At 63.6% G+C, this 16,690-nt stretch carries 15 protein-coding genes and 2 pseudogenes; 6 read left to right on the top strand and 11 right to left on the bottom strand.

Going from position 1 to position 16,690, the window contains the following annotated elements:
* Positions 1–222 precede the first annotated feature (222 nt).
* The gene (locus tag ABIE65_RS26080) at positions 223–531 is read left to right on the top strand and encodes a hypothetical protein (RefSeq protein WP_354081694.1); all 309 of its coding nucleotides are present in this window, start codon (positions 223–225) and stop codon (positions 529–531) included.
* Positions 532–1,172: 641 nt separating this feature from the next.
* Here ABIE65_RS26080 and ABIE65_RS26075 read toward each other — a convergent pair.
* The 5 genes from ABIE65_RS26075 to ABIE65_RS26055 all read right to left on the bottom strand — a co-directional run bounded on the left by ABIE65_RS26075 (position 1,173) and on the right by ABIE65_RS26055 (position 8,604).
* A complete protein-coding gene (locus tag ABIE65_RS26075; RefSeq protein ID WP_354081693.1) occupies positions 1,173–4,007 on the bottom strand; it encodes an SEC-C metal-binding domain-containing protein in 2,835 nt (944 codons plus the stop codon).
* Positions 4,008–4,100: 93 nt separating this feature from the next.
* The gene (locus ABIE65_RS26070; protein ID WP_354081692.1) at positions 4,101–4,823 is read right to left on the bottom strand and encodes a hypothetical protein; all 723 of its coding nucleotides are present in this window, start codon (positions 4,821–4,823) and stop codon (positions 4,101–4,103) included.
* A 1-nt stretch (position 4,824) separates the two neighbouring features.
* Positions 4,825–7,695, bottom strand: coding sequence for an HsdM family class I SAM-dependent methyltransferase (locus ABIE65_RS26065; protein WP_354081691.1), 2,871 nt, complete (start codon positions 7,693–7,695; stop codon positions 4,825–4,827).
* 52 nt (positions 7,696–7,747) lie between these two features.
* Positions 7,748–7,936, bottom strand: coding sequence for a hypothetical protein (locus ABIE65_RS26060; protein ID WP_354081690.1), 189 nt, complete (start codon positions 7,934–7,936; stop codon positions 7,748–7,750).
* Between the two features lie 452 nt (positions 7,937–8,388).
* Positions 8,389–8,604, bottom strand: a complete 216-nt coding sequence (locus ABIE65_RS26055; RefSeq protein ID WP_354081689.1) for a hypothetical protein — start codon at positions 8,602–8,604, stop codon at positions 8,389–8,391.
* Positions 8,605–8,764: 160 nt separating this feature from the next.
* Here ABIE65_RS26055 and ABIE65_RS26050 point away from each other — a divergent pair, with 160 nt between their 5' ends.
* Positions 8,765–9,538 carry an alpha/beta fold hydrolase gene (locus tag ABIE65_RS26050; protein WP_354081688.1) on the top strand — a complete coding sequence of 258 codons (774 nt, stop codon included), beginning with the start codon at positions 8,765–8,767 and terminating at the stop codon, positions 9,536–9,538.
* A gap of 56 nt (positions 9,539–9,594) precedes the next feature.
* A pseudogene (locus tag ABIE65_RS26045) lies at positions 9,595–10,203 on the top strand (IS630 family transposase); the annotation flags it as partial.
* A gap of 250 nt (positions 10,204–10,453) precedes the next feature.
* Here ABIE65_RS26045 and ABIE65_RS26040 read toward each other — a convergent pair.
* Complete coding sequence (locus tag ABIE65_RS26040; RefSeq protein WP_354081687.1) at positions 10,454–11,473, bottom strand: IS110 family RNA-guided transposase; 1,020 nt, start codon at positions 11,471–11,473, stop codon at positions 10,454–10,456.
* A 75-nt stretch (positions 11,474–11,548) separates the two neighbouring features.
* Here ABIE65_RS26040 and ABIE65_RS26035 point away from each other — a divergent pair.
* A pseudogene (locus ABIE65_RS26035) lies at positions 11,549–12,022 on the top strand (IS630 family transposase); the annotation flags it as partial.
* Positions 12,023–12,108: 86 nt separating this feature from the next.
* Here the strand turns inward: ABIE65_RS26035 and ABIE65_RS26030 are convergent.
* The 3 genes from ABIE65_RS26030 to ABIE65_RS26020 all read right to left on the bottom strand — a co-directional run bounded on the left by ABIE65_RS26030 (position 12,109) and on the right by ABIE65_RS26020 (position 13,262).
* Entirely contained in the window at positions 12,109–12,552 is a 444-nt protein-coding gene (locus ABIE65_RS26030; RefSeq protein WP_354081686.1) for an SRPBCC family protein, read from the bottom strand.
* A 127-nt stretch (positions 12,553–12,679) separates the two neighbouring features.
* On the bottom strand, positions 12,680–12,979 hold the full coding sequence (locus ABIE65_RS26025; protein WP_354081685.1) for an SWIB/MDM2 domain-containing protein: 300 nt from the start codon (positions 12,977–12,979) through the stop codon (positions 12,680–12,682).
* A gap of 133 nt (positions 12,980–13,112) precedes the next feature.
* Entirely contained in the window at positions 13,113–13,262 is a 150-nt protein-coding gene (locus tag ABIE65_RS26020) for a hypothetical protein (protein WP_354081684.1), read from the bottom strand.
* Positions 13,263–13,657: 395 nt separating this feature from the next.
* Here ABIE65_RS26020 and ABIE65_RS26015 point away from each other — a divergent pair, with 395 nt between their 5' ends.
* Entirely contained in the window at positions 13,658–14,680 is a 1,023-nt protein-coding gene (locus tag ABIE65_RS26015; RefSeq protein WP_354081683.1) for an eCIS core domain-containing protein, read from the top strand.
* A 98-nt stretch (positions 14,681–14,778) separates the two neighbouring features.
* Here ABIE65_RS26015 and ABIE65_RS26010 read toward each other — a convergent pair whose 3' ends face one another.
* Both ABIE65_RS26010 and ABIE65_RS26005 read right to left on the bottom strand, forming a co-directional pair.
* Positions 14,779–15,222, bottom strand: a complete 444-nt coding sequence (locus tag ABIE65_RS26010; RefSeq protein WP_354081682.1) for an SRPBCC family protein — start codon at positions 15,220–15,222, stop codon at positions 14,779–14,781.
* Between the two features lie 125 nt (positions 15,223–15,347).
* A complete protein-coding gene (locus tag ABIE65_RS26005; protein ID WP_354081681.1) occupies positions 15,348–15,647 on the bottom strand; it encodes an SWIB/MDM2 domain-containing protein in 300 nt (99 codons plus the stop codon).
* Positions 15,648–16,011: 364 nt separating this feature from the next.
* Between ABIE65_RS26005 and ABIE65_RS26000 the strand changes: the two genes are divergently transcribed.
* Positions 16,012–16,218, top strand: coding sequence for a hypothetical protein (locus ABIE65_RS26000; protein ID WP_354081680.1), 207 nt, complete (start codon positions 16,012–16,014; stop codon positions 16,216–16,218).
* Positions 16,219–16,690 lie beyond the last annotated feature (472 nt).

The following is a 16,690-nucleotide window of genomic DNA, read 5'->3' as shown; positions in this document are numbered from 1 at the left end:
CCGCAGAAGTGCGCTGTTTCGGGCGAAAGCTGATGACTGGGCAGCACCGCCGAACAGGCGTTTTCCTCTCTATCGAGGTGGCTCTCTCTGGACCTCATGACTTCTGTCAATCAGTATGGAACTCGTAAATTACTGATAACGCGTCATTTTATTGCCGTCTAAACTTCGTATTTTTGGGAGAACAATTGGCAACCGGGGGCGGGCAGGATTCTAACCGGTGCATTGATTTTATTGGGCTTCGGGTTCGAGGCGTGTGCGCTGAAGCGTGACGACCAGGGCGTCAGAGTTGTCGGCGAGGGCTCGGGTGACGACGCGGCTCTCAAGCTGCCGCCGGGGGTCAGGCTGGTCCTGGAAGGGGCGGAAACCGTGGAGCTCCTCATCAAGGATGTGCCGGCTCGCTTTGAACAGGCAAATTCGATGCACGAAGAACGTTCTGAACTCTTCTACGTGGACCCGCGGCGTTCCGCCTCAATGAAAGGTAGCGCCGGCGCGCGCACACCCATCTGGAGCACGCCCTTCAGCATCTGGTGATTGAACGATTCGGCTTGCTAGTCCTAGTCCCGCACTCCAGGAAGTCGATCAGTTCGCGCACGAACGACACTCGCTATAAAGGATCTATGTCGGGGTAGGCATAGCAATGGAAGAGGTCGACGGTCGCGGTGAGATCGCTCCGGAGGAGCCGATGAAGATCGTTGTTTAGCTGGGGCGCAATCAAGCCGAGCTGCAGAGCGTCCTGGGCGGCGATCGAGTCGATGATGTCCACCGTCGCCCAGAATAGCGGATCGAGCACGAATTAATGGAGGTTGAGGTCCTGCGACGCGACCCAATCCAAAAATGCTGCTAGTTTTCGCGAGCCTAGGACGGTGGGTAAGTCTGCGGGTGCGACGGACTGGAACTTTAACTCCTTGACGGTTGGCTAAAGCGGCAATGCAACACGCAGGCCCGCTAAATCTACGCTACGCTCGCCCTCTGTGTGAACGACACCTCCCAGGACGAAGGTCTTGGGTTCTGATACATTGAGACCGTCCGTACTCACCGACGGCCGTCGGATATTATTCGTGTCGTCATAGTAGAATGTGTACGTCGCACCCGTACCGGTAAGTCTGTAAAGCTAGATCGACGGGTCACACATCGCGCTGACGTCGATCTCGGCCACAGCGCCGGGATCAGCCTCATCGTTTGCCATGGCAGCGCTTGTATTTTCGGCCCGAACCGCAGCGGCAAGGGTCATCGGCGCGCTGCTGTCGGCCCACCTGGTTCGGGTTCAACAAGATCGCAGCACCGCCAGGAGGACGACGGGGCACTGGCGGAGGCACGACGCCAGCGCGAATTCCCTCGATCAGCATGATCTGGTTCGCCAGCTCGTGTTCTCGCGCTGATTCACCGCCATAGTTCAGCAGCTGCTCGATTTCCCGGTCGGCAGCGGCGAAGTCGCCACAATAGGCGAGAATCACCGCGTATTGGCCACGCGCCGGGAGTAAGAGATCCGTGAGCTGATAACGGCGGATCAGGGGCAGCGCATGCTGCTCCATCGCTTCGCGGGCGCCCTCCGGACTGCCCACGAAGGCGAGCATGTCGTCCGCGGTGTCGCAGGCGGCGGCGGCTGCGGATCGGCCAGCGCCCGCTAGGGCGTAAAGCTTCGATGCCTGAACGCGCCGCAGCATGGGCGGTTGATCGAGATTGGTCATCGTCGTGGCCCAGAGATTGAGCGCATCGGCGGTCCGCTTGATCTCTTCGCGGTCCGGCACGTCTGCGAAGAGACGCACAAGCGCCTCGCCGTTGGCTCCAAGCATCTGCTGCTCGCGGACGCCTATCGCAGTAAAACTCTCGTCGATCAGCGGCTCCAAGGCCGTGCGTACCGCCGAGTAGGCGCCGATCCGGAACAGCGCGACAGCGCGGTTGTACCGCAGGATCCGCCGCATTATTGGATCGGTCGCGAGCTTCCTGCCAGCGGCCGCGAACCGCTCGATCGCGGTACGATTCTGGTTGGTGCCGGCGATGATCAGCTGCTTGAAGATCAGGTTGAGAGCTTCGCGGGCTTCGAGTTGATGCTCCGCGACGAGCGTCGCCATTTGCGCGATGCGGTCTGGGTTGGGCGTACCGCCGTCACGACTTTCCCAATATGCGAGCGCGTCCAAGGCCCAGAACCGGTCGCGTGGGCTGAAATCAGGATTGTCGGCTGCGGTGACGAGGGTGTCCCACATCATCGCCATGTTGCCCTGCTCGTAGAACATCTCGCTGGTGGCGAGGTCGACCAACACATCGGTACGCCCGACGCGAGGCAGCAAGCGCACAAGAAAGGTCAAGCGAGGGATGTCGCGATGCGCATGCAACGAGGCGATCAGCCGAAGGTGCAGCGCCTCAAGGGCGTTCGAGACAATTTCGGGCGCCAGCATCGCAGAATGTCCCGCCGCGAGCGGCCGCACAGCATCGTGCAGGCCAAGCCCCCCTCGTGCAAACTCCGTGAGAAGCGATGCTCGCCGGAGCGCTCTAAGCGCGCCGGCAACAATGGCCTGCGTACCGATGGGAGTAAGGAAAGCGTCGATCTCGTCTCGCAGAAGGGGCACGTCGCATTGACCCAGAAGAGCCGCGGCATCTCGGGCGGGCGCGGGCAAGGCCTCAAAGATCGTTTCAAGGATCAGATCCTGGGCGGTATCCTGATCCTGAGCCCGCGCCTCGATCGCGGCGCAGAATGCGGAGACATCGCCGCCGTAGCGACTGGCGGTGAGTTTCGCCGCGTTGATCACGAACAGCGGCAGGCCTCCGGTCAGCCTCCCCACCTGACGTGATCGGTCGTAGTCCATGGCAACGTCGTCGGCACGGAAGAAGGACGCGATTCCGTCCTCATCGAGGCCGCTCAAGGTCTCGCCCTCGATCTGCAAGGTGGCCTCGAGGAGAGCGCGCTCCGGCCAAGGCTGTGCGAGGCCAACGAAGCGCTGGTGCGGCGCGCTCTCGATGATCTGACGAAAATCGTCCGGCCTGAGCCGGTGGACGTTGTCGAGCACGATGACGACGCTCTGACCCGACTGGTCGAGCATGCGATCACTCGCGCGAAGAACGTCGAGGCCGCCACCTGGTGGGAGTTGCATCCCGCCCGTGCCGCCACCGATGAAACGGGCGACAATCTCGCGGGCGAGGTTCGTCGGAACCGCGGCCGAGGGCAGATCGCCAATGTCGAAGTAGAGCGTCGGCTCGGAGACCAGTCGAGCGCCTTCGGCCGCCCAAGCGGTTTTCCCGGCCCCTGAGAACCCGATGATCAGCCGGGCTCGGTTGTCGCTGACCAGAGGTGGCTCGTGCCGCTGGGGACGATACGGTGCGGGCGGGTTCGGGAAATCCTGGAGCTGGATAACGAGTTGCTCAAGCAGCTCCGGCATGCCCGCGGCCGTAAATGTGTGGTCCTGAGCGCCACTGGCGGCGCGTTGAACGAGGCTCGCAAGCTTTAGGACGAGCGTATCTGCCCGTAGCCCTCCGAACGGCACCGCCGCTGCTGCTTCGCGGCAGATGGTCAACATCGACTCGACCGTCGAGCCCGCGCCCGGCAATCCATTCGTTGACGCCCGTAAGGGCGTTACAAGAGCAACATCCGCGGGCCAGTCGGCGCCGTTGACCTCAGCGGCGAGCCCCGCTCCTGGCTCGGCGTTGGAGACGATGGCGAAACTCGCGTCTCCCGCTCGACCACCGCCCTCCGCGTGCGCAGCACGCAGCGCATCAAGCCGTTCCAGCGCCTCAACGATGTCGCCCCGTCGGAGAGCCTCCAGCCGGGTCTTCACTTGGATGTAGGTTGTCTGCGTCGCTGTGCGGAACTCGATGTCTTCGTCCCGCTCGACAACGATCGTAGCGCCTGACGCGCGGCCGAGCAGCAGGATGACCCCGACAGCGTAGAGATGCTGGTAGAGGAAGCCGCGGTGAACGGCTTCGATGCGGACCAGTTGCGCCGGGTCGAGCACAGGCGGCAGTTCGAAAGCCGTGTCCGCCTCTCGGCTCGCGCCTTCCTCGTTCTCTGTCACTCGACTGTCTGTCATGCGTTCTCAACTCGCCTATTCGAGCACTTCCGGGCAGAAGAATAGCATTGACCTAAAGCAGGCGCGCGTGAAGCGGCATCAGTTTGATGCCATCTCGATCCAGAGGTGCTCGATGACGATCGGGTCCAGCGGCGAGACCCTGCTGTTGGTTGACCGCATCCGCGCTGCGCGGCCCACCAAGTCATGGGAGACGAGGCCGAGCTTGTCGGCCGCCGCCCATCCGGTCGTTCCGTCCTTCTCGAGTCCGTCGACCCAGGCGTCGAGCTCGGCGCGCCAATGCGCGACATCGTGCACTTGAATATAGCCGATCATGGCCGCTTGCGTGTGATTAGCGCCATGGTGACCGCGCTTGAACCGGTCGACACCGCCGGCCGTATGGAACTGGCTATACAGGTACTCGCGAGGATCCCGATCCTTCGCAGAAGGGGTTGGTAGTCGCTTGCACTCGATCGGCAGCATCGTTTCGTATTCCGAGTAACGCCGACCCCTGATCGAAATGATGTGCCCCCTTGGCGCGACTGCAAGGTCGACCGTCCGACCGCCGGCGACCGCATCAGGCTCTTCCTGCTTGAACTGCAGGAAGTCCCAGGCTGAATGGCGGCTGGCGCTATTCAGCCGTGCGCAGAGCTGGGCGGTAAGCTTGGTCTCCGACGTCTCCACCGGTCGCTTCGGGTCATCACGCCACCCCGGCAGCGTCGAGGCGATGAAGCTGATGATGCGGCTCATCAACTCGCCGGGTAGATGCAGCGTCGCCTCTAGCGTTCCGGCGGTCGCGACCTCGCCGACTTCATCGGCAAGCACGTCAGAACCCCTGCGATCGCAAATCAGCCAGCACGTCGTCTGCATCGCGCAGCGCCACGGAGCGGGTCCAGAACCGATGTCGATCTGGTTTCAGGAGGAAAAGGAAGTTCCGGTCGTAGAGCCGTGCGATACGAGTGACATTTAGGTTGGCGCCCCGCCGTTCCTTCAGGAGCGCATCAAGTCGAGTGCGTAACGCGTCAGCGCCGGCCCAGTCGACCTGCCCGTCACCGAACGCATAGGCCTTGCAGATCGCGCCTGACCAGCTCTGTTCCTGGAGTGCGACGAGCGGCTTGCGATCATAGACCGTGTTGATCTGAGCGGTAAAAATCTCATCGAACATGTCGAGCACTGGCGCCGATGCCTGCTGCATCAGCTTCGCGCGGGTGCCGAGACGGATGAAATCGCGCTGATACTCAACGACGTCCTCGGCAAGGATGCGCTCGTTAGCGCTCATGTCGAGGTCGCCATCCTCCGGGAATGGCAGAGCGAAGACATCCGCGTTGAACACCGATGTCGCGCGTTGTGTGAAGAGCCTCGAGCTGATGCCGGCAACGTAGGCCCGCAAGGTGACGGATTCCCGCCGCAGCCAAGCGGCAAGCTGCTCCAGCCGGGCGAGATCGCCAGGCGCTGAGAAGCCGACAATCTCGTTTTTGTACACGAGGTAGTCACCGCGCCAGATGTCGCTGTAGAGGTCCTGATGCTCTTTGATCAGGAGGAGCGGGCCCGTGAAGCGCCGGGCAGCCTTCGGGTCTTTAATTGGGAGATCTGGCACGACGCCGATCTCCAGCTCTTCAATTCCGTGGGGACCCAGCGCGTGGGTTGGAAGCAGCGGCTTGCCGATCAGATGCTCGACGTTTTTAGATGCGTTTTTCTGCCCGCCGAAGTAGCCCTCGCCGGCATCCCAGCCGGCCCTCTCTGCATATTCCCCGAGCGTCGGAAAGCCGCGCAAGCGGGCTAGGAAATCGCGCATCCGCCCACCGCCCAGAAGGTTGGCGCGCCATACGTCGCGCTCCTCGCGCGCGTCCGCGTTCTTTAGCCAGTGCAGATCATAGTAGTCGATGTCGAAACCCTGCTCGGCGGTAGCTCGGCCATTGCGGCGAAAGACGGCATGGAGCAGGCGGCCGTCGGGCTTCGGCGGGCTCGCCTCCGCGATGACGACGACGATCTTAGGATCGGCTTCGCCCCTCTTGAACAGGCCCCGAACTGACACGAAGTCCAGGATCTCGCGAACAGTCCAGCGCGCGAAGAAGCTCTGTCGAACCGCGGCTGCATTCTGGTTGTAGAGGAAGCCCGCAGGCTCGATCATCGCTAGGACACATCCCTCGCGGAGGAGCGCAGCCGCTTCGTGCAGGAAGAGATAGGCGAGTTGATTGTCCGCGAGCGTGCCGTGTTGCTTGCGGTAGCGCGTATAGGCGCGCCGAGCGCCATCGGTGGTCAGCTTTGACTCGAATGGCGGGTTACCGATGATCGCCGCGACGGGCGCCTGCAGGCGGCCCTGCTCCTTGGCCTCGAAGAAGCAGCTCCAATGAAGTGTTGTCCCGGCGAGCGGCGGGAACAGCTGCACGCTTGCCCGGATCTCCTGTGGCTCGAGGGCATCGCAAAGACTGAGGCAGAGGCTGAACGCGGCAAGTTCCACCGCGCCTTCCTCAACGTCCACACCCCAGATCTTGCCGAGCAGCGGACGTAGATCGTCCACGTTGGGTCGAGCCCAACCGTGGTGCGAGCGCCAATGAAGGACGATCCGCTTATAGGCTTCGACGAGGAACACGCCCGAACCGCAAGCTGGGTCGAGAATCACTCCGTCACTCGCCATTATCTCGTCAAGACGGCTCCAACTGAGGACCTCGTCGAACATCAGCCGCACCAGCGCGGGCGGCGTGTAGATCGAGCTCCCGGCGTCCTTCACGAACAGCTGGTAGATGTTGCTGATCAGCTCGACGGGGAGATCGCGGAAGGAATAGAGCCGCCAAAGGTTGAGCTGACCCGTCGAGTCCTCATAGCCTTCGACCAGACGCGCATAGCGCGAGAGTTCGGTTGTCTCGATGAGGACGGTTCGGTCTGAGGCGGAAAGGCGGAAGACATGGCCGTTGAACCGCTCCTCCAATCTATCGAGGAGCGCGACGAGCGCTGGTCCGTTTGCCAGCACCTGAAAGAAATGCTCGGCACCGGGAAGCGCGGCAGAAAAGTCGCTCGGGAGCAGAACGGAGCGCTCCTCGAGATAGGCGATCAGCAGCGACAGGATGAGCAGGCGGCGCCGGAGCGATGCAGGGAGCAACCTGCTCGCAGCCAGTTGCTCCGCGAGATGACTGACCTCTTCGACGAGCTTGCGGTGCGCCGACTTGGTAGTCGAAAGCAGGACCCGGCAGGCCTCGGGATGGTCCCATATCGTCCCGTTGCGGATGCGCGCCGCGTCCCACCAGACATCCCGCGAGGCGATTTCCGCGCCCAACCGCAGGGTGCGTATGGGGTTGCACACCGGCACTCCGTCCGCGCCCATGAAGTCGGGTTCGTGGGCGCAACGGAAGAGCTGGATGACTCCGGGCGCAGTGCGGTAGACGATCGGAACGCCGCCCCAGCTCCACAAGCGCTTATGAAGCTCGGCGAACGCCAAATCGTCGGCGAAGTCGTTGGCGCCGAAGATGAAGGCTTGTGCGACAGGTGCTCGGCCATGTCTTCCTGCCTCGAAGAAGACGGCACGCGCGCCGTAGGCCTTAGCTTTCTCCATGACTGCGACCTGCTCGGGGGGCTGGCCGTCAGGGGTGAAGCTCGCCGTAGCAACCAGGCCATCGAGCGCGGGAAGCTGATGGCCTTTACCGATGGCGAACAGCCAATCCGGGCCGTCTTGTATGGAGTCGGCGACGCCGAAGGTCACCGGCCGCCCTGCATGCTGGCAGCAGCGCCGCTTCGCACTCTGTTGAGGGTGATCATTTGCGGGGCCGGGTCTTGGAGAGGTCGAAGCCTTCCTTGAGGAGGTCGGTCATGCTGATCCCCTGTGCGACCGCGAAGCCCTTAAAGGCCTTCTTGAACTCGGGGCTGACCTTGAAATTGAGAGAGACGCCCTTGTCCGCTTCCGCCTGGTCGCCTTGGCGTACTTCCGCTTTCCGGCTGACCACTGGCGCGCCTCCCGTCGTCGGCGCTCCGCGCCCTTCCTTCAGAAAATACCGATTTCTGGATTTCTTACAATCCCGAAAGCCGGAATTAACGAAATACAGATTTCTGGGAATGCTGAGGCTGGGCGCGCCTCCGCTAGCGACTTTCGATATCCGGTGACGCCGAGCGCGACCCTGTACGCCCAAGCGCTACAGCCAATGCCCCGGAGTTCGCTGCAATATGGTTGCAACACGTGCCAAAGAGCGCCCCAACTGGACCTAAACTGCTGCTTCACCTGAGAAAAACGCGCGCTTCACAGCTTCGGAGGGTGGCGCTCGATCCAGCTGAACTATGGGTTGTCACCATACCCGCCGACTTCATCCTGCCTTTGCAGGGAGGCGGGTTACAGTCCCACTCGAACCGGATTTGAAGTGATTTGTTCCGCGACTTGACGTGTATTCTTTGTCGCATCTGCTTAGCTGGGGCACGAATGCTGCCCGCCCCACTCCACCGGGAACGGCCAGAGCTGCCTGTCGAGCGTGATCTCCTGCCCCTGCCGCCCGTCGAGGATCGCCTCGACGATATCCGGCGCCAGCAGCGTCAGCCGCAGCACCCGGCTGGCGTAGGACGGATTGATCCGCTCCGCCGCGGCAATCTGGCCGATCGTGGCGTGAACGCCCGTCTCCAGCATGCGCCGCCAGCGGTGCGCCCGCGCCAGTGCCTGTCGGGTTGACTGCGTCTGGCTCTTGCGGCGACCTAGATCGGTCCGGAGCCAAAGGGTTGTACACGTGCGAAGGCATCATGAGAGCACTTCCGATCCCGACTTGGTCGCCGAGAGGCGGACGACCTCCATGCCGACGGGGCAGATGGTCTGGCGGATCTGGGGACACGGCGACCCGCTCGTCCTGATCCATGGCGACTTCGGGTCGTGGACGCATTGGATCCGGAACATCGGACCGCTGTCGGAGCGTTTTCGGGTGTTTGCACCCGACATGCCCGGCTATGGCGATTCCGATCTCCCACCGGAACCGTGGTCGCCCGACAGCCTTGCGGCGCTGCTGGCCGGCGGACTGACGTCGCTGCTATCGGCGGGCCAGACGTATCACGTGGCCGGCTTCTCTTTCGGCGGCATCATCGCTGCGCATCTGGCCGCCCAGGAGAGGGGCAGGATCCCGAAGCTGGTCCTGCTCGGCCCCGGCGGTTTCGGGTGCCCTCCGGGAGCACTGCCGGATCTTCGGCGCCCCGCTAAAGACATGACCCCGCAAGAGCTGGCGGAAGTGCATCGGCATAACCTCGCAGCGCTGATGATCGCCGATCCGACCAAGGCAGATGATCTGGCGGTCGAACTTCAAATGAGCAACGCGCGGAAAGCCCGCATCAGGGCTGGCGCCATTCCGTCCACGGATATACTCGTGCGGGCACTTCCTCGCGTACGGAGCCGCCTCTACGGCATCTGGGGCGGGCGCGATGCGATGACCGGTGATGTCCGCGAACGCGAGCGGCGTCTCCGGCAGTTCCAACAGGACATCGACTTCCGCGTCATTCCCGATGCAGGTCACTGGAGCCCGTATGAGGCGGCCGACACCGTCAACGCTGCACTCGTCGAGATGCTCAGCCAGACCTAGCGGTTAGAACCTAACAAACGATTCCCAGGCGGATCAGCCTGTGCGAGTCTCGGCGGATGCGCGAAGGTATCACCGTCGAGGTAAGCGCCGCAGACCGTGCCCGATTGGAAGCGGTCGTCGCGGACCGGAACAGCCCGCAGAAGCATGTCTGGCGGGCAGGCATCATCCTGGCGACGGCCGACGGCGCGGGGACCAACGAGATCATGCGTCGCACGGGCAAGTCCAAGCCCTGTGTCTGGCGCTGGCAGGCACGATTCATGGCCGAAGGCGTGGAGGGCCTGCTGCGGGACAGGACGCGACCGTCGCGCATCCCGCCACTCGGGCCGGATGTGGCGGAGCGTGTGGTGGCGCTCACCCTGGCCGATCCGCCGGCCGAGGCGACCCACTGGACCGGCGCGATGATGGCGCAGGCCGCCGGCATCAGCGTTTCCTCGGTGCAGCGCATCTGGCGCTCGCACGGCCTGCGGCCGCACCGGGTCGAACGATTCAAGCTCTCCAACGACCCGCAGTTCGTGGAGAAGCTGCGCGACGTGGTGGGGCTTTACGTAGACCCGCCGGCCCACGCCATCGTCCTCTCGGTCGACGAGAAGAGCCAGATCCAGGCCCTCGACCGCACCCAGCCCGGCCTGCCCATGAAGAAGGGCCGCGCCGGCACCATGACCCATGTGTGGACGGCCCCTTGAACACAAGGGGTCTGCCGCAGAGAATTGGCGGACGGTGCGAGTGCGGTCATGTGTCCGGCCTCGATAGTGCGGCCAGCACTTGACCGCAGGCCCAGATGGGGTCCGCGAACAAGCCCACAACACGACTGCGGCATCGAGCGTGCCTGTGAGTCATTCGGGGTGTCTTGTTCGTCGGTTCGACCGATCGCCATCTTCTGCTGTCGCCCTTTTGCCCTCGGCGCCGACGAACGGTTCAGCCAGCAGCCACCGGCGCAAGCCGGTAGGCTTCCCCGCTCGTCATCATGGCCCACACGATGCGGGCCATCTTGTTAGCCAAAGCCACCGCCGCGACCATGCGCGGCCGGCGCCCCAGCAATCCCAAAAGCCATGGCGTCGCATGCTTGCTGCCTGGCTTGGCAACCCTGATCACCGATGTCGCACCCAGCACCAGCAACTGCCGTAGCCGTTCATTGCCTTGTCGGCTAATCCCGCCCAGCCGCTGCTTGCCGCCGGTCGACTTGTCCTTCGGCGTTAATCCAATCCAAGCGGCGAAGTGCCGACCCGACTTGAATTGCGTCGCATCCACTGTCAGCGCGAGGGTGAGCGCGCCAATCGGCCCGACCCCCGGAACCTCCACAAGCAGTTGGCTGATCGGATTGGCCTTGTGCTGCACCGCGAGCTTGCGGTCGATGTCGCCCAGCGCCTCGTCCAGACGCACAATCTCCCGCCCAAGCACGGCAAACATCTCCCGAGCCGCCGCTGGCAGCGTGACATCGGCCTCGATGCGTTCGACCAGCTTGCCGGCGTTGGCCGCTCCCTTGGCGGAGATCACGCCGAACTCGCATGCATGGCCGCGCAAGGCATTGATCAGCTGCGTGCGCTGCTTGACCAGTTGCTCGCGCACGGACAGCGTCATCGCCTCGGCCTGTGCTTCGGCCGATTTGACTGGAACCGAGCGCATCGACGGCCGCGCCGCCGCCTCGCTGATCGCCTCCGCGTCGTTGCGGTCGTTCTTGCCTCGCTTGACGAACGGCTTGACATACTGTGGCGGGATCAGCCGCACCCGGTGGCCCATCGCCGTCAGCATCCGCCCCCAGTGGTGCGAGCCGCCGCAGGCTTCAAGGACCACCTCCGTCGGCCGCAGCTTGCTGAAGAATGGCTCAACCTGAGTGCGCTTGACCTCGCGGCGCAGAACCGGATGGTCTCGTTCATCGACGCCGTGCAGAGTGAAGACATGCTTGGACGTGTCGATGGCGACGCGCTTAATCTCCATGGCGGACGGCCCTCTTGTTTGTGCTGTGAAGACCAAACATTTTGGCACTCGATGCCGTGGGGCCGTCCACCCCAACACGACTACAAGCGGCATGGGACGACGACGCTCTTCGCCGCGCTGAACGTCCTCGATGGAACGGTCATCGGCCGCAACATGCAGCGCCATCGCCACCAGGAGTTCATTCGCTTCCTCAACGCCGTCGAGGCCTCCGTCCCGGCGGACAGGAGCGTTCACGCCATCCTCGACAACTACGCCGCGCACAAGCATCCGAAGGTCCGCGCTTGGCTCGACCGCCATCCGCGCTGGTCCTTCCACTTCGTGCCGACCTCCTGCTCGTGGCTCAATGCCGTCGAGGGCTTCTTCGCAAAACTCTCCAGGCGAAGGCTCCAATGTGGCGTCTTCCACTCCGTCGTCGACCTTCAGGCCGCCATCAACCGCTTCGTGCGCGAGCACAACACCGAACCCAAGCCCTTCACCTGGACCGCAGATCCCGACGCCATCATCGCCGCCGTCAGGCGCGGGCATCAAACGTTGGATTCAGACCACTAGACGCTGACATCCATAATGCTCAGCAGCCTGCCGGCGGACTTCCGCGAGTGCCGCCCGACAAGGATTCGCGTCCACGAGATGCCACGCTACTGGTTGATTTCCGGCTCCACGAGCTTCGCCAGCTTCCGCAGGCTCTCCTGCCAACCGAGGTAGCAGGCCGCGGATGGGATCAGATCCGGGATGCCCTCCTGGACGACAGTCATCTCCGTGCCGACCGATACGGGCTTCAACGTCACGGTCACCTTCATTTCGCCGGGCAGGTTGGCGTCGTCGAACCTGTCCGTGTAGATGAGCCGCTCGCCCGGCACGAGTTCCAGGTACTCGCCGCCGAAGGAATGGCTGTCGCCGGTCGTGAAGTTCCGGAACGACATCCTGTGCCGCCCGCGCACCCTGGCCTCCAGTTCATGGACCGTGCAGGTGAAGCCGAACGGCGGAAGCCAGCTGGCAACAGCATCCGGTTCGAGAAATGCCCGATAGACCTTCCCCGGCTTGGCGGCGATAACGCGGTGCAGGCGGACGGTGTTCGGCATGATGTAGCCTTTCGTCTGGGGGTCAGTGCGACCGCTCTGTTGCCTCCGGGTTGAGCAGCGGCTTCGGTCGCCGCCCTTTCTGGCTGACGCCCTCGCACTTCCGGGAAGACGCGGCCGAACCCGCACCCTATTTCAGGTGCTGGGCCACATGCTTGTTCATCTCGAACATCGTGACCTTGTCCTTCCCGAACACCGCCCGCAGCTTGTCGTCGCTGATGATCTCCCGACGGTTCTCCGGGTTCTGGAGGTCATGCTTCTTGATGTAGTCCCAGAGCTTCTTGACCACCTGCGGCCGCGGCAGGGAGTCGGAACCGACGACGGCCGCCAGTTCCTTGGACGGCTGAAGCGGCTTCATCAGTGCCGGGTTCACCTTCTTCTCGGTCGAACCCGCCTCACCTGCCTTCGCGGCAGTCTGCTTCTTCGCCATGGTTCCTCCGGTATCCTGCGTTTCGTGGCGCCGTCACACTATGCCCGCTAGCCAGAAGGGCAAGCGCGACTGCCCAGTTCGCGGCGCTGCCCCTCCCACCCCACCGGGAACGGCCTGAGCAGCCTGTCCAGCGTCACCTCCGGCCCCTGCCGCCCATCAAGGACGCCTCGACGATATCCGGCGCCAGCAGCGTCAGCCGCAGCACCCGGCTGGCGTAGGACGGATTGATCCGCTCCGCCGCGGCAATCTGGCCGATCGTGGCGTGAACGCCCGTCTCCAGCATGCGCCGCCAGCGGTGCGCCGTTGACCTTGGGCCATGAACAAGCGCAGCATTCTCCAGTGTAGCGGCAGTCAGGCAACGGTGTCGCCATGTCCCACGCAGTAGCCAGTGCGTTAGCTCCGGCCCGGCCCGAGCCTGTGGCGAGCAGCCGAACGACCAGTAAGACCCGCCATCCCGTAACCGCGTCTGAAGCAGGGTACCGAGCCAACGGCGAGGGGAGTCTCGCTCGGCCAGCGCTGCGTTCTGCCGGCAATCAGGCAGCGCTCGCCTCGCTCACTGAGCCTGCTGGAACGGCCCGAAGATCACTCCCTCTCGGCCCGAGATCATCCAGTCCTTGCGCATGCGGCGGACGGTGTTCCTCGTGTAGTCCGGGGTTGACGCATTCGCATCGGCACGCCGTGCAGGAGGTCTTCGCACATTCGGCGCGGCCATTGCCGTATTTGGACCGGATTCAAAGGGCGTTCGGCGCGCATCACGATCTCGGCGATGTGCGCGCTCACCTCGGCCCCTCTGCCGACTTCGCCGCAGAGACGCTGGAAGCGCAGGCATTCACGTTCGGTCGCCATATTGTCTTCCGTGGGTTTCCGAGCCTGCATCTGGCCGCGCACGAGGCGGCGCACGTCGTGCAGCAACGTGCGGGCGTCGACATTATCGGGAGCGAGGCCGCACAGGAGCGGCATGCCGACGCCGTAGCGACCAGGGTGGTTCATGGTCTATCTGCCGTGGATCTGCTGCATAGTCCGAGGGCGGGCGTCGGCCCCGGGCACGGTGTGCTGCAATTCAAGAGGACGCCCAGCCCGGATAAGCCGAAGGACTTCGATCTTGACGAACTGGCCAAGTGGCCGGATCAGGCGCTACGGGCTTGGCCGATGCTCAACGGCACAGAGCGGATGCTGATCGTGCTGGCGATCGCGGCGCGGTACGGCACCGAGTTCGCCGGCACCTTCAAGGCGACGACGGAGCAGAAGAAGCGCGCCGAGTCCGTGAACTACTACTATGGACCGGGAATAGACTGGGTGACGCCACGGAAGCTGACCGGTCGCGGCTACCGTCTGGCACAACGTGACTCGGTGCATGAATGGTGGGTGCACCCGAAGGGCGATGTGGTCACGCGCCGTTGGGACACGGACGCTGCCGGATCTGAGGAAGAGGATCAGCAGCCGGTCCAGGAGCGGGTTCCCGAGACGCCAGCTCCGACACCACAAGTTCAGCCTCCGGAGCCAATGCCGCCGTCCGCTGAGGTGTGTGTCGAAATCCAGACACTGACCGATGCCATTTGCGACAATGCAGGCCGGATCTGCCAGATCGCTGACGAACTCGGTGACGATGAAGCAGCGCAGGCGACCTGTGAACGGGCTCGGCGAAGCTGCGAGGAAGCCGCCAAACGCTCCGCCGCCTGCGGCCCACCCACCGTCTCGTGAATAGCATGATGCTCCGACGCAGGAGGACGACATCAAACGCCGCGGCAGACGCATGACCTTCAAGCATCTGCGCGGGCCGCCTCACCTATAGCCCCACGCTACTGGTTGATTTCGGGCTCCACGAGCTTCGTCAGCTTCCGAAGGCTTTCCTGCCAGCCGAGGTAGCAGGCCTCGGACGGTATTAGATCCGGGATGCCTTCCTGGACGACGGTCATCTCCGTGCCGACCGATACGGCCTTCAACGTCACCGTCACCCTCATTTCGCCGGGCAGGTTGGCGTCGTCGAACCTGTCGGTGTAGATGAGCCGCTGGCCCGGCACGAGTTCCAGGTACTCGCCGCCGAAGGAATGGCTGTCGCCGGTGGTGAAGTTCCGGAACGACATTCTGTGCCTCCCGCCCACCTTGGCCTCCAGTTCATGGACGGTGCAGGTGAAGCCGAACGGCGGAAGCCAGCTGGCCACAGCATCCGGTTCGAGGAACGCTCGATAGACCTTCTCCGGCTTGGCGGCGATAACGCGGTGCAGGCGGACGGTGTTCGGCATGATGCACTCTTTCGTTTGGGTCGGTGCGACCGCTCGGTGGCCTCCGGGTTGAGCAGCGGCTTTGGTCGTCTCCCTTTCTGGCTGACGCCCTCGCACTTCCGGGAAGACGCGGCCGAACCCGCACCCTATTTCAGGTGCTGGGCCACATGCTTGTTCATCTCGAACATCGTGACCTTGTCCTTTCCGAACACGGCCCGCAGCTTTTCGTCGTTCATGATCTCGCGGCGGTTCTCCGGATTCTGCAGATCGTTCTTCTTGATGTACTCCCAGAGCTTCTTGACCACCTGCGGGCGCGGCAGGGGGTCGGAACCCACGACCGCAGCAAGTTCCTTCGACGGCTGAAGCGGCTTCATCAGCGCCGGGTTCACCTTCTTCTCGGTCAAACCCGCCTCGCCAGTCTTCGCGCCTGCCGGCTTCTTCGCCATGTTTCCTCCAGAAACCTAAGCTGCTCGTCTGCAACGTATTTATGCGCCGGGTCGAGGCGGACAAGGACGGGGGCAATCGGGGGAGACCATCACGAAGCGGCTCGGCCGCCTCGCCGATCAGATCACGGATCGGAGGCGAGAATGCGATCGGGTTCGCCGACCTGAGCAAGACGCACCGACCTCTCGAACGTCGGCCCTCCCTGCCTCGATGTCCGATTCCCGCCGAGATCCGACCGTGCCGGGTGCCGGCCGTCTGCGCAGCCGGCCGCATACTCAATCCCAAGTCGGCGCGTAGCCAGGTGATCGGCACCATGACCACGGGGCGCCGGGGCGACGCTGGTGGAAACTCGCGGTCGGCGAGTGGATGGGCTTCTTCGTCAAGCACGTCCTCGCCGGCTACGAGGTGACGGTAGAGCGCCAGCGTGCCAACGCGCCCCTCAACTATTCTGCTTCAGGTGCCGCCTTCATGGTCAGCCAGCGTGACACCTTCCGCTCGAAGAGGTCGCCGAGGGTTGCTCGAACGGCGGTCCGCCAGATGAAGCGGTCGCTACCGTCGGCTTCGACCGGGTGACGGTCAAGGTGCAGCGATGACCAGATGACGAGGCCAGGATACACGCGAGCCAGATGGATTTCGAGGCGGGGCGTCCGTTCGTGACTGAGACGGTTGCTCGCCTATCGGCTCGCACCGTCTATCGTCCGAGGGAATGCAGTGCGCTCAAACGATCCGGTCTCGACGTTTCGGGCTGCTCGTTCAAATAGATCGCGAACCTTCGGGTTCCTTATCCAGATAGGACGCACTGGGAGCCACGCTGGGAGCCGAACTGATCCGAGGTGACCCCCAGCCTACCCGACGCGCCTGGCGGCGCTGCTGAGCCGACTCCAGGCCGATATGAGAAGCCCTCGAACGCTGCGAAGCTGGAAGCGTCTTCAGGTTCCAGGATCGCCACTTGGTCTTCGACCGAGGGGCGCGGCTGCGCCCATTTCGGAACGAGATCCCCGCGCAAGCGGACCATCGCGGAAGCTCGGGAGCAGCCGCGCAGCGG

Origin of the sequence: Constrictibacter sp. MBR-5, from assembly GCF_040549485.1 — a bacterium.
Classification (GTDB): Bacteria; Pseudomonadota; Alphaproteobacteria; order JAJUGE01; family JAJUGE01; genus Constrictibacter.
This window is presented reverse-complemented; position numbering and strand designations above follow the sequence as displayed.

Bases quoted from the DNA above. Each gene is read 5' to 3' on its own strand.
- ABIE65_RS26055 (WP_354081689.1), bottom strand. From the start codon at position 8,604: ATGCTGGAGACGGGCGTTCACGCCACGATCGGCCAGATTGCCGCGGCG.
- ABIE65_RS26025 (WP_354081685.1), bottom strand. From the start codon at position 12,979: ATGGCGAAGAAGCAGACTGCCGCGAAGGCAGGTGAGGCGGGTTCGACC.
- ABIE65_RS26050 (WP_354081688.1), top strand. From the start codon at position 8,765: ATGCCGACGGGGCAGATGGTCTGGCGGATCTGGGGACACGGCGACCCG.
- ABIE65_RS26030 (WP_354081686.1), bottom strand. From the start codon at position 12,552: ATGCCGAACACCGTCCGCCTGCACCGCGTTATCGCCGCCAAGCCGGGG.
- ABIE65_RS26010 (WP_354081682.1), bottom strand. From the start codon at position 15,222: ATGCCGAACACCGTCCGCCTGCACCGCGTTATCGCCGCCAAGCCGGAG.
- ABIE65_RS26020 (WP_354081684.1), bottom strand. From the start codon at position 13,262: ATGCTGGAGACGGGCGTTCACGCCACGATCGGCCAGATTGCCGCGGCG.
- ABIE65_RS26005 (WP_354081681.1), bottom strand. From the start codon at position 15,647: ATGGCGAAGAAGCCGGCAGGCGCGAAGACTGGCGAGGCGGGTTTGACC.
- ABIE65_RS26040 (WP_354081687.1), bottom strand. From the start codon at position 11,473: ATGGAGATTAAGCGCGTCGCCATCGACACGTCCAAGCATGTCTTCACT.
- ABIE65_RS26000 (WP_354081680.1), top strand. From the start codon at position 16,012: ATGGGCTTCTTCGTCAAGCACGTCCTCGCCGGCTACGAGGTGACGGTA.